A 19,552-nucleotide genomic window follows, 5' to 3' on the forward strand; every position below is an offset into this window, starting at 1 on the left:
GAAGTAGCCCATCATTGTTGAACTAATGTATACGTTAGTTGAATTAGAATTTGAATTATTGTTAGTTTTACTTTTTCTTGCCAATGTATAGCAGGTGAGAGGAAATCCCAAGGATATAAGGGTCTGTTGCATTTTCTTTAATCAAGTTAATAATTTTTTCAACCTCAGTATCACCTTTGTCTCTCCAATAATTCCAACTATCATTGTTTAAAATAGCTCCTACATTTGAACCAATTAAATCCACACTTTCAAATCCTTGCGTTTCCATAAAAGGATTGATGTCTTCAATATTAAAATAATATGCGCCTGTAAAACGTCCCTCATCTGCGTGATTGAAACAACCAGATTGAGAAAATTGAAGAATAGAATCAACTTTATCGTTTGGCTTCCAATTATTTGGAGATAAGAGTGAATTAAATATGTGTCTGATTCTAGGCATAAAAGCAACAAAAACAAGTCCGTTCTTTTTTGTCACTCTATTTAACTCTTGAACCGCCTGAATACGGTCATTTTCTTTCTGTAAATGATACATAGGACCAAGCATTAATGTTGCATCAAAGTGTTCATCTTTGATCATATTAAGCTCTCTCGCATCAGCAGTATAAAAACCATCAAATTGTCCTTCTAATTGAAATTCTTTAGCTTTATTTTTTGCAATTTCAACTAGTTTTGGTGTTAAATCGGTTAAAGTTACCTTAAAACCTTCTTTAGCAAGCTCCATTGAGTATTTTCCAGGTCCAGCGCCATTATCAAGTATACATCCTGTTTTAGGCAAATATTTTTTTATAAAATGCCAGTTAACTTGGAACTCAATCGGTTCACGTTCAAGCCTTCCCCACTCATCAAACTGATTATAATAACTTATTATTTTGCTCATAAAATTCCACCTACTATTTTCATTGATTTAATTTCAATTCTACATAAAACCATTTCTATCCTTCTTAAACCAAACTACTAGTTAGATCAATAAAAAAATCGACTAACTAAATAGTCGATCATCTTGTTTAACTAACGCATGTGTTAGATTAATTAATAAATATTAAAATTATCTAGGTTCATACCCAATTATTGTGAAATAACAAACCACCTCATCATTTAGCTCACTGAAAGACAAGTTGATTTTTCTCTTGTATGTACAATTTTAAAAACATTGATGTATCAATGTTTCCATAGGGGAATTTACCTTTTTTTATTCTCCTATTTTTGTATAAATCCCTAGATATAACCACCTTGGACTATTGTGAAAAAAAGTATACAATATTAAAAGTAGTAGTTCTTTTGCTTTTTGAACAGATGGATTTGGTTTCATGCGTAATGAAACAAGAAACTCACTCCACTTGGAGAGAGTTTTTTTATTTAAGGTCATTAAAGGTATCAAAAAGAATCTACTTACAGAAAGGTGGCTAAATTATGTATTGGTATTTGAAAGTTTTGAAGAATTATGTGAATTTTAAAGGGAGAGCAAGGCGAAAAGAATATTGGATGTTCACACTAGTTACTACGTTGATCTCCATTTTTATTTCATTAATAGAGTTACCGTTTAACACAGATATAAGTTCAAATATCTATGCACTTGTTACAGCATTACCAACTTTAGCAGTCACAACAAGAAGACTACATGATATTGGTAAAAGTGGTTGGTGGGTAGTGCTTCCTACAGTCCTTTTAATTCCAATATTACTTGTTGGGATGGGGATTACAGAATCAATGGATTTTTTAATAGGAAACGGGGTTGGATTGACTATATTTTTTGTACTTTGTATTTCGTATGGGATTTTAATGTTGGTATGGACATGTACCGATAGCCAAGCTGCAGAGAATAAATATGGAAAAAATCCGAAAGCCAATGACCCTATGATAATCTAACGAGTAAGATAGTTATTATGCGTATGCTAGTTTACCTTTAAGTTTTTCAACTCATTGTGATACCCTTACTTTTTTTGAAAACATAGGGAGATTTTAGTCTTCCTATGTTTTCATTCAAATTATTTATCTGTTTGTTTTTGCTTCTTTTTCAAATACTCCGCACGCATTTTTTCAAGTTGCTGCTTTTTATCAACTTTGGCAGGCGTTTGTTTTTCATGAAACTTTGTCACAGCTAACTGACCTTTGTAATCCAATTGATATTTTCCCACTTTGTTCACCTACTTTTCTTGACTTTAAAGAGAATCTATTCAACAAATATAATATAATTCATCGCCAAATGTTATTCATTTCATTACTAAAATCAAAATAAAATGCCTCGACACTCTGCAACTCTGCATAAGCCTTAATAATTTTATTTCTTGTTTGTTCAGCTCTCTTCTAAAGGTCTAATTGTTCGTTAAATAAGGTTTAAAATATTAAGACAATCTTTAATGCTAATAAACATTACGTTCTCGATGATATCATATTTAGGTTCCTGAAGGGAATATTATTTATCTTGCAAGACTTTTTACTAGTGTTTTTAAAAAATCTACCTCCCTAAAAAATGAATAGGTGAATAGGAAAATCAGCATTATACTTCATTAATATAATTAATATAAATTCAAAATTAAAAAGACCAAATCATATAAGATTCAGTCTTCTAATTTTCTTAGTTTTTATACTTTGTATTTAGCATTTTAATTAACCTAGAAATCAGCTTTTTTACATACTCTTCTTATTTTTTCTACTTTGAATTTTCTTCATGTATAGTGCAAAACTCAATGGAAGCATGCCGAACATATTAGTTGAAAAAGATTCTTTATTTTCTTCCTTTTCATGTTTCATCATTTCACGCTTTTCTTTTGGTTGATCGATATAATTCATAAACTGCTCAGTCATATATTTAACATAATCATTAGTCTTCAAACTAATCACCTAGCTTTCTATTCACTTACTTCTACTATCTCCTCATCGAAGTGAATTTAAACAGTTAATGATTTCCACAGAAACATCCTTTGGTGACTTTTCAGTAACTGAAATGGTGAAATCAGCTTTTTCATAAAATGATTTTCTACTTATGAATAAATTTTTTAACTCTACTAATGATCGGTTTACAGCGTTCGGGCGATTTGAATCCTGATGAATTCTTTTATATAACGTTTCAATAGTTGATTCTAAATAGAATATAATTCCATTTTGTTTCATGAATACAATATTTTCGGGACAGGTAACAATTCCACCGCCTGTTGAAATAATTGAACTATCACTCGATACCTTTTTTAAAACTTCGGACTCAATTATACGAAAACCATTTTCACCCTTTTCTTCGAATATGGTTGGTATACTTTTACCTGTATGTGAAACGATCTCTTCATCTAGATCAATGAAATGACAATTCAATGCTTTTGCTATTATTTTACCAACCGATGTTTTGCCACAACCCATAAATCCTACTAAATAAATTGATTTCATATTCTCCTCCAACTTAATCAATCCAGCCTGATATTTGATTTACACTTTTTTTATATTTAAATTGTACTACATGCTTTTTAATTCTCGAATTACTACTAGTTAGTTTAATGAAAAACTCATCACTAGTTGTCGCTTTAATATCCCATACAATTTTTGTATCATTATAATACTTTACAACATTAGATTGAAGTGGAATATTTCCAACTTTCAAATCATAAATAGCATGGGCATACGTACGTTCTAGTTTATTATGGGTACGACTCAGTTGGATGAATGAGTTATAAGAATGAATAATATCAATTTGTATGAGAAAAAATACGATTAGTAAATTTACAATTAACACCGTATAAGGTAAATAAACTCCACTTTCATTTAACTTTTTTTCAATTGATAAATAGTCGTATATTTTTTTCAAAAATATTACCATTTAAATCAACTACCTTAACAGTTATTTGATGTTTTCCATTTTTTTTAAATATAATCTTACTTATATTTTGTAAAACAATTTCATGGCCAACTCCGAGTACTTGTCTTCTAACGATGCCACCATATTTTTGATAACTACTTGGTACTTCATATGAATTTTCAAAAATGAGCAATTCTGAATAAACCGTTTGCTTACTACTTGTATTAGCTTCTTCTTGAATTTCATTAATAAAATTATCCCATTCTAACTGATTTAATGAACCCTTTTTATGATTTTGCTTAACAAATGCACTTAAACTTGAAGTAGTGATAGAAATGATCACCATGAATATTACTAACGATAATAACGATTCGATTAAGGTAAAACCTTTTTCATTCTGAAATGTCCTCACAGATCTCACTTTCATTTGAGCGTCCATACCAACTAACACAAATCTCCCTTTCTGCATGTATTGTTTGATTTACATTTATTGTAAAGAAAACACCGTTTCGTATGATCGCATTTGTATTAAATTCTTCTCTATTTAGATAATAAGAATGTACAGAATCAGTTAATATATCTTCTGCATTTTTCATCTTGATTGCTTGCTCCTTTTTTTGTAATAAAAGTGTGATTGAAGGTACGATGATCACACAAAAAATAACTAATATATTTAATGAAATAATTGCCTCATAAAATGAAAATCCTCTTTCATTTTTTAACATATGAAAATCGACCACTTCCTAAATAAAACGTAACGATATATTTACTATTTTTATACGTGATAGAAATTGTTCCTGAAGTCGAAATATTTCCATCTAGGTTAAATCTTAATGGGGCTTTAAGTGATAAATAGGTAATGATTAGCTCTGAATCAAATGTTCGCTTCAAAATAGGAGGATTCAGTAAGTTGTCTTCGATGATATAACTTCCATTAGAAAAGATAATTCTTGTGGGGAGCTGATGAACTGCAGCATTTCTTTGCGCAAGAAAAATATCATTTTGTAGCATTTGTAAAAATAAGATGAGTTTTTGTTCCTCTTCTATTTTTTTAACTTGAATGATTGGAAATACCATTAACAACATTATAATGGAAAGGACTACTAACAACTCTACAAGAGTAAAACCATCTGCGTTTTTTTGAAAGTTTTTAAGGTATAGATACAATGCCAGAATTTTTTTCATAAGTTAAGTCTGAATTATTTTTACATTTATAAGTTGTTATATAACCCTCGTCCTTTAATACTTGTAAGCTTTCTGGTAATTTTTCATTTTCTAATCGATATGCTTCTACGCTTGATTGCACCATTTTTTGTAATGCAGAACAGCCTTTTGTCTGAATCGAATCTTGTTGTTTACCGATATTCGGAATCACTAGTAATAACAAGATAGAAATGATTAATAAAACAACAAGCATTTCTATTAGAGTAAATCCCTTTTCATCCATTTCTTCCCTCCTAAAAACTATTCATTAATTGAAACATCGGAAATAAAATTGCCACATAAATTGATAAAATGCTCGAGGCTATAAATATAAAAATAATAGGTTGTATAAATCGAAGTGAGCGATGGAAGTGTTCTTCCAATGACGTTTTTAAATAATCGGCATAATCTCCAAGCTCTATAGCTAGTGTACTGTTATTCATTCCGTGATCTATTACTAAAATTAAATCCCGATGGAATGTTTGATCATTCATTAGAATTCTTTGTAATACTTCACCATTTCGAATTTGATTATATAAAAATTTTGATTTTGTTTTGATGAAAGTTCTACTATCATTGTTTTGCATAATCTTTAATGCTTCTGCAATTGAAAAGCCTGCATGTAATAGAACACTTAATTGCATTGAAAATTCATAGGTGTTTATTGCAAGTAGGAATTGTTTAAATAAGGGGACTCTAATTAATTTCTCCATTTGGCTTATTGGATTTAATTTTTTTAATGATAGAAAATATGATATGAAAAGAATCAAACCGATTACAAAAATTATACAAACAGTGATTGGTAAACGTTTAATGATTTGAAGGTATATATAGGAGAATGAATGATGATCTGTTTGGAATGTTGAAAATAGCATTTCATATTGAGGGATAATAAATAATTGAAAAATGATGAGAATGAAAAGTAAAAACAGTAAAAGACAGATCGGATACCCCATTACTTTTCGTAAGTATGCTCTATGTTGAATTTTTTTCAATAACATAAAACTGCCTTCTCTAAGAGCAAACGATAGATCTCCATGTTTTTCTGCAAAGTACAAATATACAATTACATCTGGATGTAACCTCATTGATTTTGCAAATTCAATAAACGAATGTCCATTTATCAATAAATGCCTAGCACTAAGAATTGTATTTCGAAATGAAGTTGGAAATTGTATAGATAAAAATTCAATAGCCTGTATCAATGGATAGCCTTTTTGTATTAATTCACCTAGTATTTTTAGGAGCCGAGCCTGTTCTACCAATGAGAAATTCTTTTTTGAAATTCTGTTAACCATAAAGTAAGCTTCTATCTAATGATTTATAGTCTATATAACCAAGTGCATAACCTTTAATTATTTCATCGTTAATTGTAGATATTTTATACTCCTCATGATGACCCTTTATTTCATTCGTTACAGCATTTAAAGCTTGCCCGTACAATAGCTCGTAAACTCCTAATCTCCTATTTTTGCGGTTTGCCAAGCAATTTGGTTGGCATTCATTCTCACAGAAACGACACTTTATTTGTACTAATCGTTGAGAAACAATTGCTACTATTGATTGAAACAATTCTTCTTTCGGGATACCAAGTTCTATCATCCGATATAAAGCACCTTTTGTATTCTTAGAATGAATCGTTGTCAAAACTAGATGACCAGTTAAAGCAGCCCTAACTGCAATTTTAGCCGTCTCTTCATCTCTAATTTCTCCAACCATCACAATATCAGGATCAGATCGTAAAATCGCTTTTAAACCCGATGAGTATGTTAGTCCGGCTTTTTCATTGATCTGCACTTGAAAGTATTCCTCAGATTTACGTTCAACTGGATCTTCAATTGTAATAATATTTCTAGTAAAATCCTTTCTCGCTGCATGTAAAAGGGAATAAAGTGTCGTTGTTTTTCCACAACCTGTTGGTCCAGTAAAGAGCATAAGTCCGTGAGAGTGATGAAGAAGTGATAGAAGTTTTCTAGTAGTTGAAGGAAATAATGAGAGTTTTTCTATTGGTGTTATTTTTTGTTGGGGATGAATTCTAATTACCATTGATTCATCAGAAATAGAAGGTAAGGTTGCTAAACGAAGAGATAATATGATGTTATTAATATTCACAACAAGGATGCCGGTTTGAGGAATTCTTTTTTCGCCAATATCCATACTACCAAGAAATTTTAAATGCATAATCATTCTTTTTGCTTTTTCGCGATCAATTCGTTGAATTAATTTGATATCCCCATCTATACGAAATAACACTTCGACATTTGAATACTTAGGTAACAAATGGATATCGGATGCACCAAAGTGACAAGCTTTTTTTAAAAGTTCTTCTACAATTTGTTCAACTGAGTTCATTTAACATTCTCCTTTCAATTAAACAGATTATAAATTGAAATAGCTAAATGACACAAATCGTTAAAATTGGAAATTTAATAAGAAAACTTATTTTTACTACAGATATTTTAATCAGTTAAAGTTACTTATTAAAATAATTTAGGATAAAATTTGAAAATCACAATTTAAATAGTTAAATCCAAGTAGGAATATCTCAGAAAAAGTAGCATACTAGTGATCATGTTTATAGAAATATTCTAATTGTAATTTGGCAAAATAAAAAACAATGAATTAGCACAAACAGTACAAATTCATTGTTAAATTAATTAGTTAAGAAACATGTTTAATCTTAAATCTGTTGATCTTTTTGTACATTCAAATAAAACTTGCAGCTGTTTTAAAGCTTTTTCCACATCGCCAGTAACCATAATTCTAATCAATTCAATATGCGCCATATTAATTACCTTTGTTAACCCTTCATCAATATGATAGTTGAAATAATAAAATCTTCTAGCTGAAACATGCAAAGGTGTAATTGCATTTGCAGCATACGGATTTCTTGATGCTTTACTAATTAAGCTATTAAACATGCAGTCGTATTGTACTGAATCTAATGCATTTTTTTCAATTGTTGCTTTTTCAAATGCATCAGCTATTTCTAAAAGTCTTTTTTTCTCTTCTTCATTCATAAACTTTGTCGCACGTTCGACGATAAGTTTTTCAAGTACTCTTCGTACTTCTAACTGCTGTAACATTTCCTCAACTGTAATTTCTTTAACCATGATGCCTTTTCTAGGTAAAATGACAACCATATTTACAGACTCTAATTTTTTTAATGCTTCTCTTATTGGCATTCGTCCAATATTTAGTTTTTTACTTATTTCATTTTCTGTGATGATTTGGCCAGGTTCTAATTCTAACGATACGATCATGTTTTCTAAAATTTCATAAGCTTTTTCTGCTTGAGAATACTCTTTTTCTATATTCATTATTATACCCCATTCAAAAAATAACAACTTAATTAAATATTCTTTTATCTTTATATCGTATTATATCATAGAGATATGAAGAAAATGGAGCTTTCACCAAAAAATTTACGCTAGTAGTCTAGACATTATATCAAATGCCTCTAATTTATTTTTTTAATCAAATGACTTTTTCTGATACCAATATGTATAGAATTTTACAAATGAACGAAAATAATACAGATAAGAATATTATTTACTTCTAAATACATTCGACAATTGTAGTAATACGTTGTTTACAATTGTAACTTTCTTATTTTATAATAATGAATGGGTAGAAATTATTTATGGGGGGATTTAGAATGGATCGTATGTTTCGCGTTCTAGGATTCTGGACAGCTATATTTGCGGTAATGTTCTTAATTGGTCATATGACTGCTGCTGCATTAATTTTTGCAGTACAAACAGCATTTTTCGTAGTATTAGGCTATCTAAAGCTTTCTGAGCGTATGTACATCTATATCTTTGGCGCATACTTAACTGTGTTCTTTGTAGGATTTACATATTATAGTACTTTCTTATTAGTACCAAGCTTTGGTGAGTAATAAATAAAACCAGTCATTTGACTGGTTTTTTTATTTGTACTCATTCATTTTAAGACATTCTCTCGTTTTTAATTTTTTTGTTTCAGAAAAACCCTTTTATCTGTAACAATAATTGAAACGAATCACTTATACCACCTGGCATAATTAATGATTGGATTGCTCGATTATTTTTATATTCATCTGAAAATGGATTCATTGATGCATGTTGTACAAGCCAATTTAATATACCAAAATCTATAAGTGCTTGTCTTTGAGAATGAAAGTATAAATTTTCTAGATGATTCATATCTGCAAGCCTTCTTAGTTCATCCCAATGAATATGTGTGGTTAAATCCATTTCACCTAAAAATTCAAACACATTTGTTTTCATTTCATGCTGGTGATAGCCCCTCAAGCTTCCTTTCACTCGATGAGGAGCATTCCATTCATCTTTTGTAAAACCATAATCAACAGTCATGATGATTCCATGGTCAAGTACTTGATTTAATCCTTTAAACACAGATTCCATTGCAATAGGAATTTCAACCCTTTGTCCATGTTTTCCAGAAAAATGATGATACTTAAGAAATTCGAAAGTCGAATCGTTTTCAATCTCTATAAATTTCTCAATTAAATCATTAGTTTCATTATAGGAAATGACAACTTCTTGCCATTTGTTTTGGCAAAATTCAACGACTCTTACTGGTAAAGCATCAAAAAGCTCATTTGAAAAGATCAAACCGTTTTGAATTTTACTCAGGTCTGAAATGCTTGAATAGTAACTTACATTTGTATGTTGCAGTAATGCTTTCATTTGTAATGAACGATGATATTTACTTTCATCAACGATTCTATATTCTAAATTAGCATAAATTGTTGGTTCATTTTTTTTGCAATAAGTTAAAAATGAGTTAGCAAAACGACCATTTCCGGCACCAACTTCAATAAAAATTGGATCAATTACCTCATTTTTTATCAAACGACAAAAAACAGAGGCAATTACTTCTCCATAAACTGTCCCTACTGAGCTCGTCGTATAAAAATCGCCTTTTCTACCTATTTTTGTATCTGATTTTTGATAATAGCCCTTATCTGAATGATACAAACAAAGTGAAATGAACTCTTCATATGTAATGTAATTTTTTCCACTCTTTTGAATGGCATTTAAAATTATTTTTTTCATGTTATTCCCTTAGAAAAATGGATTATGTTTTTTCTCTTCACCAATTGTCGTCGTAGGTCCATGTCCACTACAAACAACAACATCGTCTGGTAGAGACAATAGTTTACTTTTAATACTTTTAATTAGTAGCTCGTGGTCACCACCAATTAAATCTGTTCGACCAATACTTCTTTGGAAGAGCGCATCACCGGAAAATACTGTTCTTAATTCCTTATTATAAAAAGAGATACTTCCTGGAGAATGTCCTGGCGTTTCAAAAACTGAAAATGTAAATTGACCAAATTCCATTTTGCCTTCTTTTTCAATTACATGATCTGCTTCACGAGCAAATATCGTTTGATTTCTTAAAAAAGATGCTGAACCATTTTTTTGGCCATCCGTTAACCAATCAGCTTCATATTTATGGATATAAACGGGTATATTATATTCATCACGCACTTCATCTACAGCCCCAATATGATCAAAATGAGCATGTGTTAGAAGAATTGCTAATGGCTTTAATTTGTTTTCTTCAATAACATTAAAAATGATTTCCGCTTCTTCACCTGGATCAAAAATAACAGCTTCTTTTACATCATTACTAACAATATAGCAATTTGTTTGTAGAGGACCTAATGGTAATTGATAAACATTCATGCTTTAACCCTGCTTTCTATTTAATCTAATTAATACTATATCATAATTTTGTTTACGCTTTAGAATTTCAAATAGACAATTGTTAATAAAAGTTTTACAATAATAATGATGTAATAGCAAACAGGGGTTGCTTGAAGAATTTTTTATAGGGGGTTTACAATGGGTACAGTTATTATATTTATTCTAACGGCTATTTTATGTGTTCCTGCATTATTTGGATCTTTAAAGAAGAAAAATTTATTAGGAATCGTATTTTCTGGTCTTACTTTAGTACTTTTCGCATGGTTTGCGATCATGACAATCGTACATAGCGGTTATCCACCAACACATTTATAATGATGTATTCGTTTTCTCATATTACATATAAAGAAAACAAATAAACAATGGAAGGCTGACAAATTTGTCAGCCTTTTTTACTTACATTTAAATTTATAAGAGATGCAAATAAAATCGGAAAGGTTTCGGCATATATTAAATCAAACATTGAAAGTGGTAAAGGATTAATTCCCTTACCTAGTTCCAATGTAAAACCAGGTTTTCTAAATTCTTGAATAAACCAATCCTTATATCCTGCATGGCTATCAATTGTTTTGACTGATTTAAACGGACTAATTTTAGTAAAGAATTCAGCATAAACAGCTGAAATTTCGGGTTCTAAATGATCATACCCCCAATAAAACTCTTTTCCTTGTGTATGAAGTGCTAAAAGTAGATCGAAATTTCTTTCAATTGCCAAATTACTCATTGCAATTGCTTCTGGTTCAGTTAATGGAGCATCTCCTGGATAATCTCTCGGTGCATATGTTTTTGGTATCTTTCTTTCTTTTTCAATTTCCCAATTAGCAGGAAACTGGTTATTCAAATCCACGCCTCTTATATTTGCCTTCCACCCCGTAAAATCGTCATTGGCTGCATTTAGACTATTAACATGGTTCATATACCCCTCGTCCTCTATATGGCCGTTAACGACTAAATTAACCCCATCTGGATTCACCATAGGAACAATTGATAAGGTGTTCAAATGAAAAAAGGTCAAAACCTCTTTATGAAATCGTAATTCTCCATTTGAAACAGTTTGGCATAACCATTCTAATGATTTCATCAATACACAGGTAGTAATCCATTCATTTGCGTGAAATGAACCATTCCAATGAATCCTTCTCTCTCCATTACCAAAGATGATTTCGTATATTGGTTGATCTAGGACACTTCTCCCGATCACATTTAACTTAAGAAAAGGATACTGCTGCGTTAGGATGCTAATATCTTTTTCAAGTTCAGTAAAATTGTAACTCCTCGGTATGAAGAGATTTGTAGGCGACTTATAAAACAACCATTCCACCCCACCAATCGTATTTTTAATACAATTGTATGTAAATACACAAAAGAAAAGCACTTCCCAAAAGGAAGTGCTTTTCTTATTCGAACTTAGTTTTTGCTCGCTCATATTTTACTTCAAAGAAACGAAGTAAATCTTTATAAATAATTGAGTTTGAATACTCTAGTGATTTTTTAGCTTTTGCTAAATCTTCTTTAGGTGGCTTTTGCCCCTTTAATTCTTCACCAGTATTTGCATCATACATTTTTTCATTTTTGTAAATATATTTATCAGTAACGATTGTACCATCACGGAATACAACAAAGTCTTTATGCTTTGGTGAAAAAATATCATTACCAAAGTTAATTGATGTTTTATTAGCATTTACACCTAATAAGTTTAGGATTGTTGGTTTCACGTCAATTTGACCTGCAACTTTATGAATTGTTTCACCTTTTGTTTGACCAGGTAAATGGATAAAGAAAGGTACTTGTTGTAATTTTACATGCTCAACAGGCGTAATTTCTTTTCCTAATACTTCACTCATTGCACGGTTATGATTTTCAGATATACCATAGTGATCACCATACATCACTAGGATTGTATTATCGTATAAGCCTGATGCTTTCATTTCTTCAACGAAGTGCTTAATTGATTCATCTAAATAACGAACTGTTGTTACATAGTTATCTACTGTCTGATCACCAGTTTTTAATTTCTCAATCATTAAATCCTTTTCGCCTAATTCAAAAGGATAGTGATTTGTTAATGACAGCATACGTGTATAGAATGGTTTAGGCATTTCTTTCATCTTTTCAACAGATTGTTCAAAGAAGTATTGATCCTTAAGACCCCATCCAATTGAAGTATCCTCAGTTACTTTGTAATCATTTTCATTGTAATAACGATCGTAACCTAAGCTTGGATACATCATGTCACGATTCCAAAACGATTTATTGTTTGAATGCATGACTGAAGTATAATAATTTTGTTCTTTTTTCAGAATTGCTGGTGTTGCAGTAAATGTGTTACCACCGTTTGTAAAATAAACTGCTCCACGATCTAATGGATATAAACTATTATCAATTAAGAACTCAGCATCTGATGTTTTACCTTGTCCAGTTTGGTGATAAAAATTATCAAAATAATAACTCTCTTTAATGAAGTCATTTAAGAAAGGTGTTATTTCTTGTCCATTAATTTCTCTGCCAATTACAAAGTCTTGTAATGATTCTAAAGAAATAACAACAACATTTTTACCTTTATATTTCCCATGAAGCTCAGCATTTACGCCAGTATCATTTGCACGGATAAAGTTTTCAATACCAGCTAACTCACTATCATCGGCCATTGCTTTTTGAGCAGTTGTTTTCGATTGTTGAACCATATCATAAATATGGTAATTGTATAATCCTAAAAACTTTACAATATACTCTCTATCAAAAGAACGAGTTAATAATTGTGGACGCTCAGTTTCAGCCATCCCAAGATTAACTAAAAATACTGCAGCTGCAACTAAATAATATGCAGTTCTTGTTTTACCTTTAATATTTTCAGTTGTAAAGAATTTTTTACCCCAGAAAATATTAACTAGAATTAAAATAATGATATCAGCAAAAGCTAAAATTGTTTTATAACTAATCATCGATTTAACACTTGAACCTAAGTCAGCAAAGTTCTGTGTCATAAATAAAACTGGAATCGTTACGAAATCATCAAAGAATGAATAGTAAGCTGTGTCACCAATTAATATAAATGACATAACTAAACTGATCCAGATGACAGCCCTATTTCGTTTATGTCCTTTCGCAAAAAGACCAATACCAATAAAAATTAGTAATGAAGAAATTGGACTTATTATTAAAATAAATTTTTGCATTGAATTTTCAATTTCTAAGTCAAAGTAATACAAGCTCAGTAAAGTCGCTTTTGTCCATAAAAGGAATACTGCAAGTAAAGGAAATCCGAAGTTTTTAATAAACTTTTTCCACATAGTCTGTTCCTCCTTTTTTAAAACTTATAATCTATTATTTACCATGTTTATGAATTCACATGTTTATTTTCATATCACTTAAATACCTTGGTTTTGTCCGTCCACGTTGTATTTTCTACCGTCAAAACTTTCTAGTAATCTCGTGTATTTTTCTGACGTCATTCAATTTATCATAAAAATACTCAACACGTCAAATAACTAATTTTTTCTTCAATTCAATTAACATTAAAAAAAGATACCTCTTTTGAAGTATCTTTAAAATACAATTAACGATTGATTATAAAAGTTAAATCGTTGCTTAATTTATTTCTTTTGTAATAAATTTTTTAACTAAATATGCTGCACCAATTGCACCTGCATCATTACCTAATTGAGCAATTGAAAGCTTTGTAGATTCACGAACAGTTGTAAAAGCATATTCATCAAAATATTTTCTTAACGGCTTCAGAAGTAATTCTCCTGCATTTGAAACTCCACCGCCAATAATAATATTTTCTGGGTTTAAAGTATTGCCTACACCAGCCAAAACTAATGCCAGATACTTCATAACATGATTAACTATGTCAGTAGCTACTTCATCTCCATCCTTGAAAGCATCAAATACATCTTTAGTCGAAATGGCATTTTCATTAAACTTCTTCTTTAAAATCGTGTCTTTAGTAGTAGATTGTAAAGTTTCGTTTGCAATTCGGACAATTCCAGTAGCTGAAGAAATTGTTTCTAAACACCCAGTTTTACCACAATTACAAAGTACGCCATTTTCAGTTTGAACTGTAATATGGCCAATTTCGCCTGCAGCACCGCTTATTCCGTGAGCAACTTGACCATTAACAATAACTCCTCCACCTACTCCAGTTCCTAATGTGATCATTACTACATCTTTTGCACCATTTCCTGCGCCCTTCCACATTTCGCCAACCGCTGCAATGTTCGCATCATTATCAACAATTACAGGAATTCCAGATTCCTTCTCTAAAACTGATTTTAACGGGAAGTTCACCCACCCTAAGTTAACTGCCGCGAATATTAAACCATCTTCAAGGCGTACCGACCCTGGTGCCCCAATACCAATACCAGCAACATCATCTTTCGTTTTATTCATTTCTTTTAACTTATCTTCAATTGCAATGGTAATTGTTTTTGGGATATGGATCCCTTGGTCTGATTTATCTGTTGGTACTTCCCACTTTTCGATAAATTGTCCATCGTTTGTTAATAACGCTAATTTAATACTCGTACCGCCTAAATCAACACCTACGATCATTTTTTCCATCTTACTCTCTCCCCTTATAGTGAAACCGCTTGCATCTCTTGCTAATAAAAAACGACTTTTATCAAATCGTTTTCTTTTGGATTTCACTTATCTCTTTTTTTATGATTAATGTAGCAACTTGAAAATCTTTTCTATCTAGTAAGTTCGCTAAAAATAGTTCCTTTAACTCATCTTGCATTAACATTAAGTCAGACTTACGATCACCAGTGTAAATAAACGTTCCATAATTTTTTAAAAATTGTTGGATATCATATATTGAATTCATGCGCGACTCCTACTATTTAATCTACCAAAAAAATTTTGAATACTATGTATTAAGTATAAAGTTGAATAGAATCTTCGTCAATCGAATGCTAATAGATTCCTTCTGGTACTTCTCATGTTATTTTGGAGACATTACCTCTTCTAGTACTAAATCATTTTCATAAAGGTATGTAGCATGTTTTACACCGATATAACGTATATGCCAAGGTTCATAATTATACTCAGTCTTTTCAACCTTATCTTCCGGATAACGAATAATAAATCCGTATTCATGTGCGTGATCTGCCAGCCAAGTACCTTCCTTTGTTTCACCAAATTCCTTTTCAAGCATATTTCCAAAATTAGGTGAAGAAACATCAATGGAAAGTCCCGTTTGATGTTCACTTGTCCCTGGGTAAGCGCTGTATGCTTTTGTCCATTCTTCCCCATGTGATTGGATATAGAAGTTATATAGGCTTTGCTGTCTATCAAAAGAGCGATAGGCTGATACTGGTGTCAGTACAATGCTATCCGCTTCTGCGGCTTCAAATAGCTTTTCTAGTGCCTTAGCTGCTTCTTTCCTCATTAATGTCTTATCTTTTGATGCACCATGTAGTGGAACAATAGGATACGTTAAATCTGGCGGCTCATATCCATCAGGTAATTTACGAGCTTTATTAACTAAAACTAAATTTGATTGCTCATTTGTTACTTCGAGTAACCCATCTTCTGCCTCTACTGAAGTTTTTTCATAATTTGGAAATAAAGGTACTGTTTCTTTAACTTTTTGATTTGAATTTTTTTGTTCACTATTAGTAAACATCTTATCTCTCATAGAAAAAGCTAAAGCTAGTCCAATTAAAAGAATTACTAAAATGATTCCCAAAACTAAATATCGTTTCTTTTTACTTTTTGCTCTATTCAATGCAATCTTCCTTACTAACTTATTTGATTCACTCATATTAACAATAGCGAATGAAAGATATTTTTTCAAATGTGAAGGGTAAAATAAAACCTCTTTCGTAATTGAAAGAGGCAACCCATTTTTATAATTGAATCGATTCCATACTTTTCCTCAAAATTTCTACAGAATTTTTAAATTGTCGAGTTTCAAGATCATTTAAGTCTAATTCGACAATTTCTCGAATGCCAGCACGATTAATGACAGCAGGTACACCTATGTAAAGATCATTTTCTCCATATTGACCATCTAAATAAGCTGAAACAGTAATAATACTATTTTCATTTTTGAGTATTGCTTTTGTTAATCGAACAAGTCCCATACCAATCCCGTAGTATGTTGCACCTTTCCGTTTTATGATATGATAAGCAGCATCTCTTGTATTTAAAAAGATCTCATCTAACTCACGCATGCTATATTGTTGATTTTTCTTTAAAACCCTTTGGATAGGTTGAGTGCCGACTGTGGTCTGAGACCAAACAGGTAGTTCACTATCACCATGTTCTCCTATTATATATCCATGTATATTTCTAGCATCAACGTTAAAGTAGTCCCCAAGTAAGTAACGGAATCGTGCTGTATCAAGGCTTGTTCCAGATCCAATAACTCTTTCTTTCGGTAATCCTGAGAATTTCCATGTTACATAAGTAAGGATGTCAACCGGATTTGTTGCGATTAAAAATATACCGTCGAATCCAGCTTCCATTATTGCGCCAATTATCCCTTTAAAAATCATACAGTTCTTAGAAACTAAATCCAAACGAGTTTCTCCAGGCTTTTGGGCTGCTCCAGCTGTAATTACCACTAGGTTCGCATCTTTGCAATCGTTGTAATCTCCAGCCCATATTTTCGTTCTAGAGCTTACAAAAGGTAAGCAGTGGCTTAAGTCCATTGCATCACCTTCTGCTTTATCCTTATTTAAATCAATCATGACTAATTCTTCAGCCAAACCAGCATTTAACATACCAAATGCATAGCTTGCTCCAACAGCACCTGTTCCTATTAGAGCAACACGATTTATATCTTTATGTCGCATGATGTCGTCCACCTTCTTTTTTCAAGCTATTTAAAATAACAAAAACAGTCACATTCTTACTTTATTCTCATCAAATTGTGATTTCTTATACAATGGTCAAAGTATTTTAATGATATTCGTTTCAGTAATAATCAATGGCATTCTATGATCATGTGCTTCAATAGGTAGCTCTTCGACAATTTGCAAATCATAAGCAAGTGCAACAAGGTTTCCAGCATAGTCTGATAAGTATCTATCATAATACCCGCCTCCATAGCCTAAGCGGTCCCCTTTAGAGGTATAGGCAACACCTGGTACAACAATTAGATCAATTTCATCTTTATTGATTTTTTCACATAATAACTCATTTGGTTCCTGTATACCAAAATAACCTTTTTCTAATTGTTCAAAACTTGTAATTTTAAAAAACTGCATTTCTTTCGTTTTATGAATACATTTTGGTACTACAACATCTTTATGTAACCTCCAACAAGCTTGAATGAATAATGTAGTATCAATTTCGTGTTCCATAGGCATTGTTGTTGCAATCGTATTGGCGTTATTCCATTCTGGTGTAGTGATTAATTGATCAATAATTTGTTTTGACTTCGTGTTACGGTCTTTCGCTGTGATTTCGTTTAACTTTTTAATAATAGCTGATCTAATTTCCTTTTTATCCATAATAGATATCTCCCATTAATAAAGTAAGTAGAAAAATGCAGAAAAATTTTATGAGGCTTATATAGTAGAAATACAAAAAAAACAGTAGGAATATTCCTACTGCTTACTTTGTTTCGCGATGAACTGTAACTTTTTTAAGTCTTGGGCAATATTTTTTAAGCTCAAGACGGTCTGGGTTATTACGTTTATTTTTAGTAGTGATATAGTTACGATCTCCGCATTCTGTACATGCTAATGTAATATTTACGCGCATTTATTTTCCCTCCTGACATAGTGACATAATCAGACTTGTATATAATAACACTCTTTTAGAATAAATTCCATAGTTTTTCAACATTCATTGCATTTCTTTTGATAATTTTTTTATTGTATTTTTTGTAAATTTATTTTCATGATTTAATGTGTACTTTTGGAATACTGCTTGATGGTGTAAAATACTTCCTTTATTAATTACAATATTCGAACTAATCGATACATATGGACCAATTATACAATTTTCTTCTATTGTTACATCGTTTCCAATGATGACTGGTGAAACAATTTTCACATTATTTTCTATTTTCACATGTTCACCTAAAAATATTCTAGGTAAGATTTGTACAGCTGGGATTGGGAGGTTTAACTTTTCTTCAATCCAGTCCACATTTAACTTAGCAAATCTTCGTGGTGTCCCATAGTCGATCCAATATCCTTTTAATTCAGCGGCATTTAAAATAATATTCTCTCTTAATAAAAGCGGAATCAAATCGGTGCTAATATCAAAATAACAATAGTCTGGTATGTACTTTAGTAGCTCTGCATTCAAAATATAAATACCTGTATTCACTAAATTACTGATTTCTTTTCCTATTTGTGGTTTTTCTATAAATTCCATTATTTGTCCATTTTTTACTTTTACATTTCCATATGACTCACATTTATCAACATGTTTTACTAGCATTGAAAATTGTTGATTGTATTCTAAATGTTGGTAAATCGCCTCTCTAATATCTCCATCAAATAAAATATCTCCATTAACTAATAAAAAAGTATCATTTAAATATGGTTTGGATAATCGCAAACATCCTGCGGACCCTAAACTTTCTTCTTCTATAATATATTCAATAGATATATTCATTAGATTCATACCATCTATCGTTTTTATAATTGCTTGTGACATATAATGTAATTGAATGATGAACTCATTAAAACCCATACTAATTAAATGTAACAGTAAATGTTCAATTGCAGCACGGTTCGCAATTGGTAAAAGTGGTTTTGGTATGTTATTTGTTATAGGTAATAGTCTTTGACCAAATCCTCCCGCTAAAATAACTACCTTCATGATTAACCACCCCAAATATATAGTTTCGTTTTAGAAGTATGCTTTTATTGACAGAAAT

The 19,552-nt window shown here is 31.0% G+C and carries 26 protein-coding genes; 3 read left to right on the top strand and 23 right to left on the bottom strand.

Annotated elements, in window-relative coordinates:
* Nucleotides 1-67 precede the first annotated feature (67 nt).
* Nucleotides 68-877 (bottom strand): class I SAM-dependent methyltransferase, encoded by an 810-nt coding sequence (locus tag ABID96_RS14030; RefSeq protein WP_192602571.1) that lies wholly within the window; start codon nucleotides 875-877, stop codon nucleotides 68-70.
* A 533-nt stretch (nucleotides 878-1,410) separates the two neighbouring features.
* Here ABID96_RS14030 and ABID96_RS14035 point away from each other — a divergent pair.
* Nucleotides 1,411-1,866, top strand: coding sequence for a DUF805 domain-containing protein (locus ABID96_RS14035; RefSeq protein ID WP_192602572.1), 456 nt, complete (start codon nucleotides 1,411-1,413; stop codon nucleotides 1,864-1,866).
* A 119-nt stretch (nucleotides 1,867-1,985) separates the two neighbouring features.
* Here the strand turns inward: ABID96_RS14035 and ABID96_RS14040 are convergent, their stop codons facing one another.
* The 11 genes from ABID96_RS14040 to ABID96_RS14090 all read right to left on the bottom strand — a co-directional run bounded on the left by ABID96_RS14040 (nucleotide 1,986) and on the right by ABID96_RS14090 (nucleotide 8,307).
* Entirely contained in the window at nucleotides 1,986-2,135 is a 150-nt protein-coding gene (locus ABID96_RS14040; protein WP_192602573.1) for a hypothetical protein, read from the bottom strand.
* A gap of 493 nt (nucleotides 2,136-2,628) precedes the next feature.
* Nucleotides 2,629-2,832, bottom strand: a complete 204-nt coding sequence (locus ABID96_RS14045) for a YqzE family protein (protein WP_087998941.1) — start codon at nucleotides 2,830-2,832, stop codon at nucleotides 2,629-2,631.
* A 42-nt stretch (nucleotides 2,833-2,874) separates the two neighbouring features.
* A complete protein-coding gene (locus ABID96_RS14050; RefSeq protein ID WP_192602574.1) occupies nucleotides 2,875-3,378 on the bottom strand; it encodes a shikimate kinase in 504 nt (167 codons plus the stop codon).
* A gap of 13 nt (nucleotides 3,379-3,391) precedes the next feature.
* The gene (locus tag ABID96_RS14055) at nucleotides 3,392-3,793 is read right to left on the bottom strand and encodes a hypothetical protein (RefSeq protein ID WP_192602575.1); all 402 of its coding nucleotides are present in this window, start codon (nucleotides 3,791-3,793) and stop codon (nucleotides 3,392-3,394) included.
* Nucleotides 3,762-4,196 carry a competence type IV pilus minor pilin ComGF gene (gene comGF, locus ABID96_RS14060; RefSeq protein WP_192602576.1) on the bottom strand — a complete coding sequence of 145 codons (435 nt, stop codon included), beginning with the start codon at nucleotides 4,194-4,196 and terminating at the stop codon, nucleotides 3,762-3,764. Before comGF ends, ABID96_RS14055 begins: the two co-directional genes overlap by 32 nt.
* Nucleotides 4,177-4,509, bottom strand: coding sequence for a hypothetical protein (locus ABID96_RS14065; RefSeq protein ID WP_192602577.1), 333 nt, complete (start codon nucleotides 4,507-4,509; stop codon nucleotides 4,177-4,179). The genes comGF and ABID96_RS14065 overlap by 20 nt, the downstream gene beginning before the upstream one ends.
* Nucleotides 4,496-4,969 carry a competence type IV pilus minor pilin ComGD gene (comGD, locus tag ABID96_RS14070; RefSeq protein WP_192602578.1) on the bottom strand — a complete coding sequence of 158 codons (474 nt, stop codon included), beginning with the start codon at nucleotides 4,967-4,969 and terminating at the stop codon, nucleotides 4,496-4,498. The genes ABID96_RS14065 and comGD overlap by 14 nt, the downstream gene beginning before the upstream one ends.
* Nucleotides 4,935-5,231, bottom strand: a complete 297-nt coding sequence (gene comGC, locus ABID96_RS14075; protein ID WP_192602579.1) for a competence type IV pilus major pilin ComGC — start codon at nucleotides 5,229-5,231, stop codon at nucleotides 4,935-4,937. The genes comGD and comGC overlap by 35 nt, the downstream gene beginning before the upstream one ends.
* A 10-nt stretch (nucleotides 5,232-5,241) precedes the next feature.
* Nucleotides 5,242-6,285: a competence type IV pilus assembly protein ComGB gene (comGB, locus tag ABID96_RS14080; RefSeq protein ID WP_192602580.1), complete on the bottom strand. Its 1,044-nt coding sequence runs from the start codon at nucleotides 6,283-6,285 to the stop codon at nucleotides 5,242-5,244.
* Nucleotides 6,278-7,339, bottom strand: coding sequence for a competence type IV pilus ATPase ComGA (gene comGA / locus ABID96_RS14085; protein WP_192602581.1), 1,062 nt, complete (start codon nucleotides 7,337-7,339; stop codon nucleotides 6,278-6,280). Before comGA ends, comGB begins: the two co-directional genes overlap by 8 nt.
* A 305-nt stretch (nucleotides 7,340-7,644) precedes the next feature.
* On the bottom strand, nucleotides 7,645-8,307 hold the full coding sequence (locus ABID96_RS14090) for a GntR family transcriptional regulator (RefSeq protein ID WP_192602582.1): 663 nt from the start codon (nucleotides 8,305-8,307) through the stop codon (nucleotides 7,645-7,647).
* Nucleotides 8,308-8,645: 338 nt separating this feature from the next.
* Here ABID96_RS14090 and ABID96_RS14095 point away from each other — a divergent pair, with 338 nt between their 5' ends.
* The gene (locus tag ABID96_RS14095) at nucleotides 8,646-8,888 is read left to right on the top strand and encodes a DUF2626 domain-containing protein (protein WP_192602583.1); all 243 of its coding nucleotides are present in this window, start codon (nucleotides 8,646-8,648) and stop codon (nucleotides 8,886-8,888) included.
* A gap of 82 nt (nucleotides 8,889-8,970) precedes the next feature.
* Here ABID96_RS14095 and ABID96_RS14100 read toward each other — a convergent pair whose 3' ends face one another.
* Together ABID96_RS14100 and ABID96_RS14105 are read right to left on the bottom strand one after the other, a co-directional pair.
* Nucleotides 8,971-10,050: an SAM-dependent methyltransferase gene (locus ABID96_RS14100; RefSeq protein ID WP_377896907.1), complete on the bottom strand. Its 1,080-nt coding sequence runs from the start codon at nucleotides 10,048-10,050 to the stop codon at nucleotides 8,971-8,973.
* Between the two features lie 9 nt (nucleotides 10,051-10,059).
* Nucleotides 10,060-10,686: an MBL fold metallo-hydrolase gene (locus tag ABID96_RS14105; RefSeq protein ID WP_192602585.1), complete on the bottom strand. Its 627-nt coding sequence runs from the start codon at nucleotides 10,684-10,686 to the stop codon at nucleotides 10,060-10,062.
* 159 nt (nucleotides 10,687-10,845) lie between these two features.
* On the opposite strand from ABID96_RS14105, the gene ABID96_RS14110 reads away from it, so the two are divergent.
* Nucleotides 10,846-11,022: a DUF2759 domain-containing protein gene (locus tag ABID96_RS14110; RefSeq protein ID WP_087998928.1), complete on the top strand. Its 177-nt coding sequence runs from the start codon at nucleotides 10,846-10,848 to the stop codon at nucleotides 11,020-11,022.
* 67 nt (nucleotides 11,023-11,089) lie between these two features.
* Here ABID96_RS14110 and ABID96_RS14115 read toward each other — a convergent pair whose 3' ends face one another.
* The 9 genes from ABID96_RS14115 to ABID96_RS14155 form a co-directional block, all read right to left on the bottom strand.
* A complete protein-coding gene (locus tag ABID96_RS14115; RefSeq protein WP_192602586.1) occupies nucleotides 11,090-12,019 on the bottom strand; it encodes a M14 family metallopeptidase in 930 nt (309 codons plus the stop codon).
* Between the two features lie 85 nt (nucleotides 12,020-12,104).
* Nucleotides 12,105-13,997, bottom strand: a complete 1,893-nt coding sequence (locus ABID96_RS14120; protein WP_192602587.1) for an LTA synthase family protein — start codon at nucleotides 13,995-13,997, stop codon at nucleotides 12,105-12,107.
* Between the two features lie 298 nt (nucleotides 13,998-14,295).
* Nucleotides 14,296-15,270, bottom strand: a complete 975-nt coding sequence (locus ABID96_RS14125) for an ROK family glucokinase (RefSeq protein WP_192602588.1) — start codon at nucleotides 15,268-15,270, stop codon at nucleotides 14,296-14,298.
* 61 nt (nucleotides 15,271-15,331) lie between these two features.
* Complete coding sequence (locus ABID96_RS14130) at nucleotides 15,332-15,535, bottom strand: YqgQ family protein (RefSeq protein WP_192602589.1); 204 nt, start codon at nucleotides 15,533-15,535, stop codon at nucleotides 15,332-15,334.
* A 117-nt stretch (nucleotides 15,536-15,652) separates the two neighbouring features.
* On the bottom strand, nucleotides 15,653-16,438 hold the full coding sequence (locus ABID96_RS14135; RefSeq protein WP_192602590.1) for a M15 family metallopeptidase: 786 nt from the start codon (nucleotides 16,436-16,438) through the stop codon (nucleotides 15,653-15,655).
* Nucleotides 16,439-16,559: 121 nt separating this feature from the next.
* Complete coding sequence (locus ABID96_RS14140) at nucleotides 16,560-17,510, bottom strand: L-lactate dehydrogenase (protein WP_192602591.1); 951 nt, start codon at nucleotides 17,508-17,510, stop codon at nucleotides 16,560-16,562.
* 96 nt (nucleotides 17,511-17,606) lie between these two features.
* The gene (locus ABID96_RS14145) at nucleotides 17,607-18,170 is read right to left on the bottom strand and encodes a 5-formyltetrahydrofolate cyclo-ligase (RefSeq protein ID WP_192602592.1); all 564 of its coding nucleotides are present in this window, start codon (nucleotides 18,168-18,170) and stop codon (nucleotides 17,607-17,609) included.
* Between the two features lie 103 nt (nucleotides 18,171-18,273).
* The gene (gene rpmG / locus ABID96_RS14150; RefSeq protein WP_056475024.1) at nucleotides 18,274-18,423 is read right to left on the bottom strand and encodes a 50S ribosomal protein L33; all 150 of its coding nucleotides are present in this window, start codon (nucleotides 18,421-18,423) and stop codon (nucleotides 18,274-18,276) included.
* 84 nt (nucleotides 18,424-18,507) lie between these two features.
* Nucleotides 18,508-19,494 (bottom strand): nucleotidyltransferase family protein, encoded by a 987-nt coding sequence (locus ABID96_RS14155; RefSeq protein ID WP_192602593.1) that lies wholly within the window; start codon nucleotides 19,492-19,494, stop codon nucleotides 18,508-18,510.
* Between the last annotated feature and the right edge of the window lie 58 nt (nucleotides 19,495-19,552).

This window comes from Gottfriedia sp. OAE603 (assembly GCF_040543965.1).
Lineage (GTDB): Bacteria > Bacillota > Bacilli > Bacillales > Bacillaceae_G > Gottfriedia > Gottfriedia solisilvae.

What these genes read in the sequence shown, in the direction of transcription:
- ABID96_RS14030 (WP_192602571.1), bottom strand. Translation starts at nt 877, where the DNA reads ATGAGCAAAATAATAAGTTATTATAATCAGTTTGATGAGTGGGGAAGG.
- ABID96_RS14035 (WP_192602572.1), top strand. Translation starts at nt 1,411, where the DNA reads ATGTATTGGTATTTGAAAGTTTTGAAGAATTATGTGAATTTTAAAGGG.
- ABID96_RS14050 (WP_192602574.1), bottom strand. Translation starts at nt 3,378, where the DNA reads ATGAAATCAATTTATTTAGTAGGATTTATGGGTTGTGGCAAAACATCG.
- ABID96_RS14065 (WP_192602577.1), bottom strand. Translation starts at nt 4,509, where the DNA reads ATGTTAAAAAATGAAAGAGGATTTTCATTTTATGAGGCAATTATTTCA.
- comGD (WP_192602578.1), bottom strand. Translation starts at nt 4,969, where the DNA reads ATGAAAAAAATTCTGGCATTGTATCTATACCTTAAAAACTTTCAAAAA.
- comGC (WP_192602579.1), bottom strand. Translation starts at nt 5,231, where the DNA reads ATGGATGAAAAGGGATTTACTCTAATAGAAATGCTTGTTGTTTTATTA.
- comGB (WP_192602580.1), bottom strand. Translation starts at nt 6,285, where the DNA reads ATGGTTAACAGAATTTCAAAAAAGAATTTCTCATTGGTAGAACAGGCT.
- comGA (WP_192602581.1), bottom strand. Translation starts at nt 7,339, where the DNA reads ATGAACTCAGTTGAACAAATTGTAGAAGAACTTTTAAAAAAAGCTTGT.
- ABID96_RS14090 (WP_192602582.1), bottom strand. Translation starts at nt 8,307, where the DNA reads ATGAATATAGAAAAAGAGTATTCTCAAGCAGAAAAAGCTTATGAAATT.
- ABID96_RS14095 (WP_192602583.1), top strand. Translation starts at nt 8,646, where the DNA reads ATGGATCGTATGTTTCGCGTTCTAGGATTCTGGACAGCTATATTTGCG.
- ABID96_RS14100 (WP_377896907.1), bottom strand. Translation starts at nt 10,050, where the DNA reads ATGAAAAAAATAATTTTAAATGCCATTCAAAAGAGTGGAAAAAATTAC.
- ABID96_RS14105 (WP_192602585.1), bottom strand. Translation starts at nt 10,686, where the DNA reads ATGAATGTTTATCAATTACCATTAGGTCCTCTACAAACAAATTGCTAT.
- ABID96_RS14110 (WP_087998928.1), top strand. Translation starts at nt 10,846, where the DNA reads ATGGGTACAGTTATTATATTTATTCTAACGGCTATTTTATGTGTTCCT.
- ABID96_RS14120 (WP_192602587.1), bottom strand. Translation starts at nt 13,997, where the DNA reads ATGTGGAAAAAGTTTATTAAAAACTTCGGATTTCCTTTACTTGCAGTA.
- ABID96_RS14125 (WP_192602588.1), bottom strand. Translation starts at nt 15,270, where the DNA reads ATGGAAAAAATGATCGTAGGTGTTGATTTAGGCGGTACGAGTATTAAA.
- ABID96_RS14130 (WP_192602589.1), bottom strand. Translation starts at nt 15,535, where the DNA reads ATGAATTCAATATATGATATCCAACAATTTTTAAAAAATTATGGAACG.
- ABID96_RS14140 (WP_192602591.1), bottom strand. Translation starts at nt 17,510, where the DNA reads ATGCGACATAAAGATATAAATCGTGTTGCTCTAATAGGAACAGGTGCT.
- ABID96_RS14145 (WP_192602592.1), bottom strand. Translation starts at nt 18,170, where the DNA reads ATGGATAAAAAGGAAATTAGATCAGCTATTATTAAAAAGTTAAACGAA.
- rpmG (WP_056475024.1), bottom strand. Translation starts at nt 18,423, where the DNA reads ATGCGCGTAAATATTACATTAGCATGTACAGAATGCGGAGATCGTAAC.
- ABID96_RS14155 (WP_192602593.1), bottom strand. Translation starts at nt 19,494, where the DNA reads ATGAAGGTAGTTATTTTAGCGGGAGGATTTGGTCAAAGACTATTACCT.